The sequence below is a fragment of the Alcaligenes nematophilus genome (genome assembly GCF_026344155.1).
GTDB lineage: Bacteria > Pseudomonadota > Gammaproteobacteria > Burkholderiales > Burkholderiaceae_B > Alcaligenes > Alcaligenes phenolicus.
In genome coordinates, this window is the sequence record NZ_JAPKMZ010000001.1 from 615,209 (window position 1) to 629,638 (window position 14,430).

15 protein-coding genes are annotated in these 14,430 nt (G+C 56.4%); 1 reads left to right on the forward strand and 14 read right to left on the reverse strand.

Annotation, left to right across the window (positions count from 1 at the left end):
- Positions 1–20: 20 nt before the first annotated feature.
- The 3 genes from OSH04_RS02950 to OSH04_RS02960 all read right to left on the reverse strand — a co-directional run bounded on the left by OSH04_RS02950 (position 21) and on the right by OSH04_RS02960 (position 2,709).
- Positions 21–950: an electron transfer flavoprotein subunit alpha/FixB family protein gene (locus OSH04_RS02950; protein WP_266107916.1), complete on the reverse strand. Its 930-nt coding sequence runs from the start codon at positions 948–950 to the stop codon at positions 21–23.
- Positions 951–1,700 carry an electron transfer flavoprotein subunit beta/FixA family protein gene (locus tag OSH04_RS02955; RefSeq protein WP_009456000.1) on the reverse strand — a complete coding sequence of 250 codons (750 nt, stop codon included), beginning with the start codon at positions 1,698–1,700 and terminating at the stop codon, positions 951–953. It lies immediately after the preceding gene.
- Between the two features lie 85 nt (positions 1,701–1,785).
- Positions 1,786–2,709: a histone deacetylase family protein gene (locus tag OSH04_RS02960; protein ID WP_266107917.1), complete on the reverse strand. Its 924-nt coding sequence runs from the start codon at positions 2,707–2,709 to the stop codon at positions 1,786–1,788.
- A gap of 11 nt (positions 2,710–2,720) precedes the next feature.
- Here OSH04_RS02960 and mltB point away from each other — a divergent pair, with 11 nt between their 5' ends.
- A complete protein-coding gene (mltB, locus tag OSH04_RS02965) occupies positions 2,721–3,914 on the forward strand; it encodes a lytic murein transglycosylase B (protein ID WP_266107918.1) in 1,194 nt (397 codons plus the stop codon).
- Here the strand turns inward: mltB and cysM are convergent.
- From cysM to OSH04_RS03020, 11 genes are all read right to left on the reverse strand, one after another.
- Positions 3,911–4,816, reverse strand: coding sequence for a cysteine synthase CysM (gene cysM, locus OSH04_RS02970; protein ID WP_009456005.1), 906 nt, complete (start codon positions 4,814–4,816; stop codon positions 3,911–3,913). The genes mltB and cysM overlap by 4 nt on opposite strands.
- A gap of 99 nt (positions 4,817–4,915) precedes the next feature.
- Positions 4,916–5,302 carry a ComEA family DNA-binding protein gene (locus OSH04_RS02975; RefSeq protein WP_115633863.1) on the reverse strand — a complete coding sequence of 129 codons (387 nt, stop codon included), beginning with the start codon at positions 5,300–5,302 and terminating at the stop codon, positions 4,916–4,918.
- Positions 5,303–5,418: 116 nt separating this feature from the next.
- A complete protein-coding gene (gene rfaD, locus OSH04_RS02980; protein ID WP_083053346.1) occupies positions 5,419–6,417 on the reverse strand; it encodes an ADP-glyceromanno-heptose 6-epimerase in 999 nt (332 codons plus the stop codon).
- The gene (rfaE1, locus tag OSH04_RS02985; RefSeq protein WP_250755868.1) at positions 6,414–7,343 is read right to left on the reverse strand and encodes a D-glycero-beta-D-manno-heptose-7-phosphate kinase; all 930 of its coding nucleotides are present in this window, start codon (positions 7,341–7,343) and stop codon (positions 6,414–6,416) included. Before rfaE1 ends, rfaD begins: the two co-directional genes overlap by 4 nt.
- Positions 7,340–8,587, reverse strand: a complete 1,248-nt coding sequence (lapB, locus tag OSH04_RS02990; RefSeq protein WP_009456011.1) for a lipopolysaccharide assembly protein LapB — start codon at positions 8,585–8,587, stop codon at positions 7,340–7,342. Before lapB ends, rfaE1 begins: the two co-directional genes overlap by 4 nt.
- 16 nt (positions 8,588–8,603) lie before the next feature.
- Positions 8,604–8,936 carry a lipopolysaccharide assembly protein LapA domain-containing protein gene (locus tag OSH04_RS02995; RefSeq protein WP_009456012.1) on the reverse strand — a complete coding sequence of 111 codons (333 nt, stop codon included), beginning with the start codon at positions 8,934–8,936 and terminating at the stop codon, positions 8,604–8,606.
- A 114-nt stretch (positions 8,937–9,050) separates the two neighbouring features.
- Positions 9,051–9,410 carry an integration host factor subunit beta gene (locus OSH04_RS03000; RefSeq protein ID WP_026482971.1) on the reverse strand — a complete coding sequence of 120 codons (360 nt, stop codon included), beginning with the start codon at positions 9,408–9,410 and terminating at the stop codon, positions 9,051–9,053.
- 5 nt (positions 9,411–9,415) lie between these two features.
- Complete coding sequence (gene rpsA, locus OSH04_RS03005) at positions 9,416–11,134, reverse strand: 30S ribosomal protein S1 (RefSeq protein WP_022983279.1); 1,719 nt, start codon at positions 11,132–11,134, stop codon at positions 9,416–9,418.
- An 84-nt stretch (positions 11,135–11,218) separates the two neighbouring features.
- Positions 11,219–11,896 (reverse strand): (d)CMP kinase, encoded by a 678-nt coding sequence (gene cmk / locus OSH04_RS03010; RefSeq protein WP_203145669.1) that lies wholly within the window; start codon positions 11,894–11,896, stop codon positions 11,219–11,221.
- Positions 11,893–13,215: a 3-phosphoshikimate 1-carboxyvinyltransferase gene (gene aroA / locus OSH04_RS03015; RefSeq protein ID WP_266107919.1), complete on the reverse strand. Its 1,323-nt coding sequence runs from the start codon at positions 13,213–13,215 to the stop codon at positions 11,893–11,895. The genes cmk and aroA overlap by 4 nt, the downstream gene beginning before the upstream one ends.
- Positions 13,212–14,096, reverse strand: a complete 885-nt coding sequence (locus OSH04_RS03020) for a prephenate dehydrogenase (RefSeq protein WP_266108051.1) — start codon at positions 14,094–14,096, stop codon at positions 13,212–13,214. The genes aroA and OSH04_RS03020 overlap by 4 nt, the downstream gene beginning before the upstream one ends.
- Positions 14,097–14,430: the final 334 nt, after the last annotated feature.

Here is a 14,430-nt window from a genome sequence, read left to right on the forward strand (position 1 = left end):
CCCAGCAGGCCGATGGGCGCTTAGAGCGCTTTTTCTAACTCAGGCACAGCTTCAAACAGATCCGCGACCAAACCGTAGTCGGCCACGCCAAAAATAGGCGCTTCGGGATCTTTGTTGATCGCCACGATAACCTTGGAGTCTTTCATGCCAGCCAAGTGCTGGATGGCACCGGAAATACCCACGGCCACGTACAGCTGAGGAGCCACGATCTTGCCTGTCTGACCCACCTGCCAGTCGTTCGGAGCATAGCCGGCGTCCACTGCAGCGCGCGAAGCACCCAGCGCGGCACCCAGCTTGTCAGCCAGACCGTCCAGCAATTTGAAGTTTTCGGCGCTGCCCATACCGCGACCACCGGACACGACCACACCGGCACCCGCCAGCTCAGGACGGTCGCTCTTGGCCACTTCACGGCTGACGAACGTAGAACGGCCCGAATCAGCCACGGCGCTCAGCTCTTCAACATCGGCGCTACCACCTTCAGCGGCCACAGCGTCAAAGGCGGTGGTACGCACGGTGATCACTTTAACGGCATCGCTGGACTGAACGGTCGCCACAGCATTACCGGCATAAATAGGACGGGTGAAGGTATCCGCCGACTCCACGGACAAAATGTCCGACACTTGGGCAACATCCAGCTTGGCCGCAACGCGAGGGGCAATGTTCTTGCCCGAAGCGGTTGCCGGGAACAGGATGTGGCTGTAATTGGAGGCGATGGCCAGCACTTGGGCAGCCACGTTCTCGGCCAGGCCTTCAGCCAATGCAGGGCCATCGGCCAACAGAACTTTGCTGACACCCTGAGCCTTGGCAGCCGCCTGGGCCACGCCAGCAGCCTGGTTACCTGCGACCAGAACATGCACATCACCGCCGATCTTCTGAGCGGCAGCCAGGGAGTTGAGCGTTGCAGCCTTCAGCTGCTGATTGTCGTGCTCGGCAATAACAAGGATAGCCATTTAAATCACCTTCGCTTCGTTCTTCAGTTTCTCGACCAGTGTGGCAACATCGGGCACCATAATGCCGGCAGCACGAGCTGGAGGCTCAGTCACTTTCAGAGTTTTGATACGAGGAGCCACATCAATGCCCAGCTCTTCGGGAGTCAGGGTTTCCAAAGGCTTTTTCTTGGCCTTCATGATGTTGGGCAGTGTCACGTAACGAGGCTCGTTCAGGCGCAGGTCGGTGGTGATCACAGCGGGCAAGCTCAGTTTCAGTGTTTCCAGACCGCCGTCCACTTCACGAGTGACCGACACACTGTCGCCCGAAACTTCAACTTTGCTGGCAAAAGTGGCTTGTGGCCAGTCCAGCAAGGCAGCCAGCATCTGACCAGTCTGGTTAGCGTCGTCGTCGATCGCCTGTTTGCCCAGGATCACGAGCTGAGGCTGCTCTTTGTCCACCACGGCCTTGATCAGCTTGGCCACGGCCAAGGGCTGCAATTCAGCGTCGGTTTGCACCAGGGTGGCCCGATCCGCACCAATGGCCAAGGCCGTGCGCAGCGTTTCCTGGCTTTGTGCAACGCCGCAAGAAAGAGCGATCACTTCAGTGGCTGCACCGCTTTCTTTGAGGCGAGTGGCCTCTTCGACAGCGATTTCGTCAAAGGGGTTCATGGACATTTTCACATTGGCAATGTCCACCCCGGTTTGGTCAGATTTCACGCGCACCTTGACGTTATAGTCAACTACGCGTTTCACGGGTACTAACACCTTCATGTAATGTTCTCCAGTGCAGTCTTAAATAAAAATTATTCTGTTGAAATAAGGCTTTAGAAGAATTCCAAAGCCCGAAGCCACTCGCCTAAAGCCCGGCGAAGGCCTTGATGTGAGCCACCACGCTGCGCCCCAGGGACGAGGGATCGTACCCCCCTTCCAGCATACTGACCAGACGTTGTCCGGCACTAGGCGCACTGGCCTGGACCACCATAGCGGTCAATTCCGCATAATCGGCCTCAACCAAGCTGAGCTGTCCCATTTCATCTTCACGGTGGGCATCAAAGCCGGCCGAGAAGAAGACAATTTCAGGGGCAAACGCCTCTATGCGGGGCAAACAAACCTGTTTGAACAGATCGATAATCTGAGCAGACTTGGTGTAGGCCTCAACCGGTATATTTACCATGTTTTGCGCCGCCGGGTCCTGAAAGGAATCAGGAAAAAACGGGGACTGAAAGAAACTGCACATCAGAACCCGCTCGTCGCCGGCAAAAATCTGCTCGGTTCCATTGCCGTGGTGCACATCAAAATCTACGATCAGCACACGCTTGAGGCCATATTTTTCCATCGCATAGGCCACGGCCACAGCGATATTGTTAAAAAAACAAAACCCCATCGCCCGCGCCCGCTCGGCATGATGACCGGGAGGTCGTACCGCACAAAATGCGCCCGTCGCCCCTTCGCTCATGACGCCATCGACTGCATCCAGGCCCGCTCCGGCAGCGGCATAGGCTGCTTCCAGAGTGTGCGGATTCATCAAGGTGTCCGGATCGATATTGAAATACCCCTGCTGCGGCAATTGCTCTTTGAGCTTTTGCACATAAGCGGCATCGTGTACCCGCAAGATATCCTCATCCGTCGCCAGCCTTGCCTGTCGCTGAGCCAGATAGGATGCCAGACCGCTTGATAGCAGTTGATCGTTTATGGCATCCAGTCGCTGCGGACTTTCCGGATGCCATCGGCCCATCTCATGCAAATGGCATGATGGATGGATAAAATATAGTGTCTCCATGAGGATGGATTATGTTCAGACCCACTCGAATTTTGCAAGCAGTACTGATCGCGCTGAGCACTGCCGGCTGCGCCACAACCACTTCCCAAGCTCCGACCACGGACACCAAACCCAGCAGCGGCGCGGCTTTCCAGACCTCGGTAAAAAAAACCGGCACCGTCGCAATCAAGGCTTTGGCCGAACCTGCGTCCATTCAGGCCGGTGAATCTCGCTCTGGTCGGACACAATTTTTCAAATTAAACGGTGAATTAAACGATGACATTGCGAGCTACGCCCAGGAAGTGGCGACAGTACGCAAGATCCCGCTGGATGTCGTCACCGATATGTTGCAGCAAGCTCAATATAACGAGACCGCCGCCAAATTAATGCGCCCCACCAAAGGGCGCATCAAGCGCAGTTGGGTAACGTATAAAAAACGCAATGTAGACCCGGCCCGCATTCAAGGTGGCGTCCAGTTCTGGCAAAAACATCGCCTGGCCTTGGACCAGATTTCCAAAGACTATGGTGTACCGCCCTCTATTATTGTGGCCATCCTGGGCGTGGAAACCGTCTACGGCAAAATCATGGGCGACTTCAAAGTGCTGGATGCCTTGTTTACGCTGGGCTTTGCCTATCCGGATGACAGCCGTCCCGAGCGTGGGCAACTGTTCCGCGACCAATTGGCTGACCTGATCGAATTGCATTACCAAGGCGAGCTGGACGCACGGATTGTTCAGGGCTCATTCGCAGGCGCCATGGGTATGTCCCAGTTCATGCCCGGCAGCTTGATACGCTATGCCGTCGATGGCGATGGAGATGGCCGTATTGATCTGCGCAATAACCCAGCCGATGCCATGGCGTCGATTGCCAACTTCTTGCGTGCACACGGCTGGGAACCCGGCCTGCCGGTTTTCGCTCCGGTCGAATTGAGCAACGCAAGTAAAGCGATGGTGGACGGCGGCATTTATCCCAAACTTAGTTGGGCACAATTGAATAATGCCGGTGCAACGGTGAAAGGTCAGAGCCAGAACGCAGGCCCCTGGCAGCAGGCTCAATTAGGTGTAGTGAACCTGGTGGACGAGCCACGCAATACCACCGAGTATCGCCTGGGCACGCCCAACTTCTTTGCCATTACCCATTACAACCGCAGTTACTTTTATGCCAGCTCGGTCGCCGATCTGGCTTCCGAACTGGCCAAACAAATGGGCTATGGCAACCCTAATTAATTAAAGATGCCGGTAGACAGGTAACGGTCGCCACGGTCACACACAATGAAAACGATCGTGGCGTTTTCTACGCGCTGAGCAACGCGCATGGCAGCCACCAAGGCACCGCCGGACGAAATACCGGCACAGATCCCCTCTTCAGCGGCCATACGGCGCGTCATGATCTCGGCCTCTTGCTGGCCAATTTCCTCGAACATATCCACTTTGGAGGGATCGTAAATTTTGGGCAGATACTCTTCTGGCCATTTACGAATGCCGGCAATTTGCGCCCCTGGTGCAGGCTGAGCCCCCACTACCACTATGCCGCTGTTCTGGCTGCGCAAGTAATTACCCACCCCCATGATGGTGCCCGTCGTGCCCATGGCGCTGACAAAGTGAGTGACCTGACCATCGGTTTGCTGCCAGATTTCCGGGCCGGTGCTATGCACGTGCGCCGCTGGATTATCCTTGTTGGCAAACTGATCCAGCACCTTGCCCTGCCCTTCAGCCTGCATCTTCAACGCCAGATCACGGGCATATTCCATACCGCCTTGATCCGCAGGCGTCAGAATCAACTTCGCGCCATAGGCTGTCATGGAAGCACGACGTTCCAGCGACAGGTTATCGGGCATGATCAAAATCATTTTGTAGCCACGCACGGCCGCAATCATGGCTAGGGCAATACCAGTATTGCCACTGGTGGCCTCGATCAAGGTGTCTCCCGGCTTGATATCACCGCGGCGCTCGGCCTCTTGAATCATGGAACTGGCAGCACGGTCTTTCACCGAACCGGCAGGGTTATTGCCTTCCAGCTTGGCCAACACGACATTACCGCGTGCCTGCCCAAACTCGCCTGGAATACGCTGCAAGCGAACCAAGGGGGTTTGGCCAACGGTATCTTCAATGGTGGGATAGTTTTTCATCGATCAATCTCTTACCTTGAGCAAGAAGGCAGCCAGCTCGCACTGACTGCCCATGCAGACTAAACAAACTACTAGCTTAAAGCGAGTCTACGCCCAGGGCTACGGCTTTCTTCTTATATCCGCATCGACCGTATTGGAAACCGCCTTGCTGGCGGCTTTGGCAGGCTCCACTTTCAGGCCCGACTGCTCCATCGTAACGATCTTTTTCGCGCCTATCCCTTTGACCCGGTCCGCCAAATCCTGCAAAGAGTCGAAAGGGCCACCCCGCTGCCGCTCCTCCAGAATCAACTCGGCCGTGCGGGGGCCTATACCTTTAATTTGCTGCAATTGTTGAGCATCAGCCGTATTCAAATCCACCGCGGCAGCCAAGTTCCAGGGCCCCAATAAGCATAGGGCAAGCAGAAAGCGAAGAACGGACGCACGCCAACCTTGCATTGAGTGCAACCAGCGATGGGAAACGGGTGACAAGATCAGGGAGGTAGACATGATAAAGGCTCCTTGGAAAGAAGCCTTTATGGTGCTGCCTGGGTGAATGCAAAAGCGGGCCGGAGACCGCATTTAGCCATGCGTGGCAGCCCGCATGGACTTTAAAGCCCTACTGCTTAGCGCAGAGCCCCCGACTGCAGCAGACGGCGTACGTACTCAGCGACACCCGTCTGTACATCGTGGAAAGGCTTGTCGTAACCAGCCGCACGCAGCTGTGTCAGGTCTGCCTGGGTGTGGCTTTGATAACGGCCTTTCAGATCATCGGGAAACGGGATGTATTGCAGAAACTGCTGCGTCACCAACTCTTCCAATGTCAGGGTAGGCAAGCCATCATGCTCACGCAAGGTGTTGACGACGGTCTGGGCTACATCATTGAACGGCTGGGCACGTCCCGAACCGCAGTTGAACACGCCCGACTGCTTGTCCTGACCCAGGAAATGCAGATTCACCGACACGACATCATCAATAAAGACGAAGTCACGTTGCTGACCACCATCCACATAGCCATCCCAGCCACCAAACAAGAGCACATGACCGTCGCGACGGTATTGCAGCATATTGTGATAAGCCACCGAGGCCATACGACCTTTGTGCTGCTCTTGTGGACCATAGACATTGAAGTAACGCAGGCCGACCACTGGCGCACGCAGACTATCCAGATGACGACGCAGCACTTGGTCGAACAGAAACTTGGAATAGCCGTAGACGTTCAACGGCGCTTCGTTGCTGAGGTCCTCGGCATACAAGGGACCCGCACCGTAAACAGCGGCGGACGAAGCATACAAGAGAGGAATACGCTTGGCCTGGCAGTACTCGAAGATTTCCAGCGTCACGCGGTAGTTGTTGTCCATCATGAACTGACCATTGCGCTCGGTCGTATCCGAACATGCACCCTGGTGCAGTACGGCTTCAATATTGGAGAACTCGTCGCGCGCCAACCGGGCACGGAAATCGTCCTTGTCCATATAGTCGGCAATTTGGCCATGCACCAGATTGACGAACTTGTCGCCATCGCTCAGGTCGTCCACCACCAGAATGTCGGTCACACCCTGCTGGTTCAGGCCTTTTACCAAATTGCTGCCAATAAAGCCAGCGCCACCGGTCACTACGATCATGCCAATTCCTTTGCCGTCACAATGGACGTACCCAATTTTCCGACCACGATACCACCCGCGCGGTTCGCCCAGCGCATGGCCTGCAACCAGTCCAGACCCGCCGCTCGCATCACCGCCAGCGTTGCCAATACCGTGTCCCCGGCACCCGAGACATCGAACACCTCTTGTGCCTGCGCATCCACATGCTCACGCCCCTGCTCGGTGAACAAGGTCATCCCTTGTTCGGAACGGGTAATCAGCAAGCATTCCAAATTCAGCTTGCGACGCAAATCTTGAGCGCGTCGCATCAAATCATCTTCATCTTTCCAAGCGCCCACGGCTTCCTGCATTTCCGAACGATTCGGCGTCAGGATAGTAGCCCCTTGATAGCGCTCGTAGGTTTTGCCTTTGGGATCGACCAGAACAGGAATGTTCTTCGATCGTGCCAACGCAATCAAACTTTCTACCTGGGCCAAAGCGCCTTTCGCATAGTCCGACAAGACCAGCACCTGATGCTGATCCAGCAAGTCGCTCATGCTTTGCTGCAACTGATCCAAAGCACTGCTGGCCGGGCTTTCTTCAAAATCCACGCGCAACAATTGTTGCTGGCGACCCAGCACGCGCAGCTTCAGCGATGTGGGCATGACCGGATCTTGCACCCAATGCGCCTGAACATGGTCCGCTTCAGCCAGTTCACGCACAGTCTTGCCCGCTTCGTCCTGCCCGATCACGCCCAGCAGGCTGGCCTGGGCACCCAAAGCGGCAATATTGCGTGCCACGTTGGCGGCACCACCCAGACGGTCCTCTACCCGCCCCATCTTGACCACAGGAACGGGGGCTTCGGGGGAGATACGATCCACATCGCCAAACCAGTAACGGTCCAGCATGACGTCACCCACGACCAGCACACGGCTGGCAGCAACAGCTTCACCAGGGAAGGTCATCATTTCAGCTCCTCAAGGCGGCGAGGTGCATAGGTTTCCCAAGAGTTGCAGCCGGGACATTGCCAATAGAAATGGCGAGCCTCAAAACCGCAAGAACTGCAGGAATAACGATCCAGACGCTGGGTGTGACGATGTATCAAGGAACGCAGCAGGCTTAAATCCGCACCTGCAATAATCTGATCGACACCGACAGCCTCCGCGCCTTCGGTACTTTCCTTGCCCTGCCCTTGATCCTGGAGTTCAACTTCCAGCATCTTGTCCAGACCCAATAAAGAAGGATGGGCACGCAAGGCATCACGGGCAAACGCCCAGGCCTGCAAATGGCCTTCCTGTTCGCGCAGAACACGGAACAGCACATTGAAAATATCCAGGCTGGGATGCTGCTGATAATGACTGCGCAACATGGCAACGCCCTCTTCGCCCCGACCCAGCTTGCGGTAACTGTCCAGCAGCTCGGTCGCGTACAGGCCCACATATTCAGGCGCACTGCTCAAAATGGAAACCAGGTAAGCCCGCTCCTGCTCGCTCTGGCCTTGCATACGCGCCACACGAGCACGCAAACCGGCAACCCGCGCCTGAGAAGCATACATGCCTTGGCCCGTGCCCAGCTTGCGAATGGCATTATCCGCCTCGTCCAAAGCTTTGGCGGCACGTTCAAAATCAGGCTGCTTGCCTTGCAACGCCCCTTCAGCCTGCTCACACTGGTAATGCACCAGTTGCGGCACAGGCTCATCGACCAAGGCACGCAAACGGCGCACCGCTTCAATGGCACGCGGCCAATCGTGCTCGGACTCATAAATACGGATCAAGGCGCGCATGGCCGGAATAGCAAAGCGCGTTTCACGCACCGCTTCAAAAGCGGCCTCGGCCCGGTCCAGCATGCCAGCTTTCAGAAAATCCTGGGCAATCTGAAACTGGGCATTTTCACGATCAGCAACCGGCAGATCAGCGCGCGACAGCAGACTTTGATGCACTCGGATGGCGCGCTCCATTTCACCACGACGGCGAAACAGGCTACCCAGTGCAAAGTGCAGCTCGGTGGTTTCGGGGTCCAGCTTGGCCACTTCCACAAAGGCGTCAATGGCACGATCCGGCTCTTCATTGAGCAGGAAGTTCAAACCCTTGAAATAGGAGTCCGGCAAGGTGCGAGTTTCGGACATCATCTGTCGAAAATCCACCCGCGCGGCGACCCAGCCCAAGGCAAATAGAATTGGTACAAAAACCAACCACCAGGTTTCAAAATCCACTGTTTACTCCAAGGACTTACAAAGGCGCCAGCGGGGCGACGGTCTCGGGCGCCACAGCAGCCGTATTCACGGGCGATTGCTGCGCTTGCTCCAGTCTGTCTTGCAGGCGGTCCATTTCGCGGCGCAAGCGGTTGACCTCGCGACGGCGGCGCATCACCGCGCCCACCATCAAAAGCAGCCCCAACACCAAACCTAAAATAAACGCGGCCAGCATTACGACGATCAGCGGAACGTCTTGAATAATATGCTCGGCGAAAAAGCTGACTTGCACCGGTTCCGTGTTTTTCAGTGCGAACAGCAGCACGATCACAAAAACGAGCAGACGCAGTACCCAGACTAGATAGCGCATTTTTAGGGCTCCAACAGTGTTTTTATAATGTCTGATTGTACGTGCAAGCGGAATTTAGCGCACACGCAAAACAGGCCCTGAAAAGGGCCTGTGTAATCAGTGTGCAAGTAGGTCTTAACCGTGACGGACTCTCGCATTGAGCTGCTCGAAGGCAGACGACTGGTCGTCTGCTTCGATTTGCTCTTGCTCGAGAAAGACAGAATCGACTCGCTCGCGCAATTCCTTGCCGGCTTTGAAGTGCGGCACCTGTTTGCCAGGCACCATCACTTTTTCACCCGATTTGGGATTGCGCCCTACCCGCGGCGAGCGGGTAGAGAGCGAAAAGCTGCCAAACCCTCGGATTTCGATCCGTTGACCGCTGGCCAGGGCCTGGGTCATAGAATCCAAAACCGTTTTCACGGCGAAATCCATATCGCGCAGAGCCAGCTGCGGATAGCGGCTGGCCAACAGCGCGATCAGCTCAGACTTTGTCACGCTGATTAACCGTCGTCACGTTGCTGCTGGTCCAGCTTGGCACGCAGCAGAGCACCCAGATTGGTCGTACCGGACGAAGCGCTGGCTTCGGTCAGGCGGGCCATGGATTGAGCGGTTTCGGCGGTATCACGAGCCTTGATGGACAGCTGAATCGAACGGGTCTTGCGATCCACGCTCAAGATCATGGTTTCGATTTCCTGACCTTCTTTCAGAGCCGTCGTGGCATCTTCAACACGGCCCGAGGAGATCTCGGAGGCGCGCAGGTAGCCTTCAACGTCCAGCGACAGAGTTACAACAGCACCCTTGGCTTCCACGGACTTGACGACGCCGCTAACCACGGCACCCTTGTCGTAGGTTGCTACGAAGTTGTTGAACGGATCGCCTTCCAGCTGTTTGATACCCAGGGAAATGCGCTCTTTGTCGGTGTCGATGCCCAGAACCACGGCGTCAACTTCGTCGCCCTTCTTGAAGTTGCGAACGGCTTCTTCGCCAGTCTCGGACCAGGACAGGTCGGACAGGTGAACCAGACCGTCGATGCCGCCAGGCAGACCAACAAACACGCCGAAGTCGGTGATGGACTTGATGCCACCGCGAACCTTGTCGCCGCGCTTGAAGTTGATGGCGAAATCTTCCCATGGGTTGGCACGGCACTGCTTCATGCCCAAGGAGATACGACGACGATCTTCGTCGATTTCCAGAACCATGACTTCGACTTCTTCACCCAAGGTCACAACCTTGCGTGGGTCAACGTTCTTGTTGGTCCAATCCATTTCGGATACGTGAACCAGACCTTCGATACCGTCTTCCACTTCAACAAATGCACCGTAGTCGGTCAGGTTGGTAACCTTGCCGAACAGACGGGTGTTTTGTGGGTAGCGACGTGCCAGACCGATCCATGGATCTTCGCCCAGCTGCTTGACGCCCAGGGAGACGCGGCTCTTTTCCTGATCGAACTTGAGGACCTTGGCTTCGATTTCCTGACCCACCTGCAGAACTTCGGATGGGTGACGAACACGGCGCCATGCCATATCGGTGATGTGCAGCAGACCGTCGATGCCGCCCAGATCCACGAACGCACCGTAATCGGTGATGTTCTTAACGATACCTTTGACGATAGCGCCTTCGGACAGGGTTTCCAGCAGTTTCTGACGCTCTTCGCCCATGGAGGCTTCCAGCACAGCGCGACGCGACAACACGACGTTGTTACGCTTGCGATCGAGCTTGATGACCTTGAATTCCAGGGTCTTGCCTTCGTATGGCGTGGTGTCCTTGACAGGACGCAGATCAACCAGCGAACCGGGCAAGAAGGCGCGGATGCCGTTGGTCATGACGGTCAGACCGCCCTTGACCTTACCAGTGATGGTACCGTTGACCAGTTCGCCGGACTCAAGCGCTTGCTCGAGGGACAACCAGGCCGACAGACGCTTGGCGCGGTCGCGGGACAGAATGGTGTCACCGTAGCCGTTTTCGAAGGCGTCGATTGCCACGGAAACAAAGTCACCAGCTTGAACTTCCAGTTCGCCCTGATCGTTCAGGAACTCTTCCAGAGGGATCAGTGCTTCGGACTTCAGGCCAGCATTGACCAGAACGTAGTTGTGGTCAATACGCAGAACCTCGGCGGAGATAACTTCGCCGCTTTTCAGGTCTTGGTTTTTAATGCTTTCTGCAAACAAATCGGCAAAGCTTTCGCCGCCCGTTGCGTCTGTGTGAAGGTTAGTGGACATTAAATCAATCCGTTAGCCAAAATGGCCATAAAAAACACACCAGGCAGAACCCGGTGGAGTGAACAAAGCCCGATCAGCACGGGATTAGGCTGTCGGGACCGCAATGCCCGACCAAAGGTCGAGCACCTTATTTACAACTTCCTGGATGCTGAGCTGGGAAGAATCCACAATGTGGGCACCCGGCGCAGGCACAAGCGGAGCATGAGTTCGAGAACGATCACGTTCGTCGCGCGCACGCAAGTCCGCCAAAAGACTCGTAAGATTAGCAGAAATACCCTTTTCGCTCAACTGTTTACAGCGTCTTTGGGCCCGCACCTCCGCATCTGCCAGCAAAAATATCTTTAAAGGTGCGTCCGGGAAGACAACTGTGCCCATATCGCGCCCATCGCCCACCAAACCGGGGGCAACGCGAAAATCCCGCTGCCGTTGCAAAAGTGCCTCACGCACCAGAGGCAAGGCCGCCACCTGAGAGGCCAGATTTCCTACCTCTTCCTGACGAATAGCGTCGCTGACGTCATCGCCATCCATGTAGATATGGGGGTAGTCAAACTGCACGTTCAGGCTCTGGGCCGCATGCTGGACCTGGGCCTCGTCCTGGACATCCACGCCGCGACGCAGGCAGGACAAGGCAGTCAGGCGATACAAGGCACCGCTGTCCAGCGTATGCCAGCCCAGCCGCTGCGCGACCAGGGAAGCAATCGTCCCTTTACCGGAAGCGGTAGGGCCATCAATGGTTATGACGGGAATGCTCTGCTCTGTCATGCCTGCACCAATTGTTCAAAAACAGAAAAATACTCGGGGAACGTCTTGCTGACACAGCCGGGATCCAGAATGGTGACCGGCACCGGGCCAAAGCTGGCCAGTGAAAAACACATGGCAATGCGGTGGTCATCATACGTTTCGATGCTAGCCGAACGCCATTGATCGGCGGCAATAGGATGCACAGTCAGCCAGTCCGGCCCGGATTCTACTGTTGCCCCCAGCTTGCGCAATTCGGCCTGCATGGCATCAATACGGTCTGTCTCCTTCACGCGCCAGCTGGCGATATTGCGCAAGGTGCAAGGACCATCAGCAAACATGGCCATGGCAGCTGCCGTCATGGCGGCGTCAGGAATATGGTTGAAATCCAGATCAAAGGCCTTGAGCTTGTCGCCCTTGGCTACGCACTGACCAGAAACGATCAGTTCATTGGCATGACGCTCGATACGAGCACCCATGGCTTGGGCCACATCCGCAAACTGAATATCGCCTTGCAGACTTTCTGTACCCACGCCCTGAATACGTAGCGGGCCACCGCCAATAGCTCCCAAAGCAATGAAATACGAAGCGGACGAGGCATCGCCCTCCACCACGTACAAGCCGGGGCTGACATAAGCCGCATCGGCGGGGACAGTAAAGCTGCTCCAGCCGTCGCGCTCCACCTGCACACCGAAACGCGCCATCATGGCCAGCGTGATTTCAATATAAGGCTGAGAGATCAACTCCCCTTCCACCTCGATACGCAAAGGCTGGCCCGTACGAGCAGTCAACAAGGGAGCGGCCATTAACAAGGCTGTCAGGAACTGGCTGGATACCGAGCCTTTCACCGACACACGACGCTGATCAGCCTGTGCCAACTCACCAATCGCCAAGGGAGGATAGCCCTCTGCCCCCAGATATTGCACCTCAGCTCCCAGGCTGCGCAGCGCATCCACCAGATCCCCAATGGGGCGCTCGTGCATGCGGGCAATACCGCTAAGGTTGAAGCGACCACCCATCAAGCCCAAAGCAGCGGTCAAGGAGCGGAAAGCCGTACCGGCATTACCCAAAAACAGATCCGCATCGCGATGCGCAAAAGGAGCCCCACCGTCGATCACTACCGTGCCCTGCCCCAGGTCCTGCACAGCCACGCCCATTTGCTGCAGAGCGGCCATCATGACGCGGGTATCGTCCGAATGCAGCAAGCCTTCCAGGCGTGTTTGCCCTTGAGCCAAGGCGGCCAACAACAGGGCTCGATTGGAAATGCTCTTGGACCCTGGCAATTGCAGTTGTCCGCTAGCGCGGCTGACGGGGTTCAAAACAAGACTGTCGCTTTGGCTCATTGCAAACCACTCCTACTTGCCCAAAAACGGCGCGCCAAGGCAGCACGCTCTAAAAATTCGTATAAAGCCTGACCATCCTGGTCCTGCAAAGCCTGCTCGGCCTGATCCAGGGCCTGACGTACTTCCTGCAATTGGCCCAAGACAGCCTCGCGGTTGCTCAGAAAAATGTCGCGCCACACTTCGGCTGATCCGGCTGCAATGCGGGTGAAGTCCCGAAAGCCAGTTCCTGCCAAGGCAAAACGCTGATCCGAGTTGGCACTGGAGGCCACCTGCCACATAAAAACCGAGGATAAAAAGTGCGGCACATGACTGACCGATGCCAGCACTTCGTCATGCGTAGCCGGGTCCATCAACATGACACGCGCCCCGCAAGCCTCCCACACGGCAATCAAACGCTCGCGTGCGCTGGCACTGTTTTCTTCCAGGGGGGTCAAGATGACGTTGCGACCGTCGTACAGATCAGCACGCGCCGCTTCGGGACCTACGGTTTCCGCACCGGCAATGGGGTGGCCGGGAACAAACTGGCTGATACGATCACCCAGCGCATCACGCGCCACACTGACCACATCGACCTTGGTGCTACCCGCGTCGCTGATCAAGGTGTCGTCACGCAGATGGGGACGCAAGGTTTTCAATACCGAGGCCATGGCCCCGATAGGCGTAGCCAACACAATCAGGTCCGCTTGCTGCGCGGCTTGCTCAAGCGTGGCGACATCGTCAATCAGGCCCAGTTCTTGGGCACGTCGCAAGCTTTTCAGCTGCCGACCTACGCCCAGCACTTTTCCTACCGCCCCGGAGCGCTTGAGCGCCAGAGCCAAAGAGCCGCCAATCAAACCGACTCCGACGACCGCCAGCACCGGAACCAAGGGCGGCGGCGCCATAGTTTCTGATGACGCTATCATGATTAATTCCGTTCCCTCTCAGGCCGTCCATGCTGCGCGTATTGCGTGAAATAGCACGAGCAAAACCGGGATATTGATGCAGACTTTGCCAGACTGCCGCCCAAACCCCATCAAAGGATTCAAGCAACACGCAAAGCCTCTATTTTGTCTAGCCAGCTCTTGATGACACAGCGCACCAAGCAACTGCGCAAGACAGACCGAAACAAGCAGATCCTGTGCGAGCCACTCGTCCTGACAAGGCATGTCCTGACAAGGCACGTCCTGAACAGGCATGTCCCACACAGACAATAAGGCCTTGAGGGGGAAGCCCCCC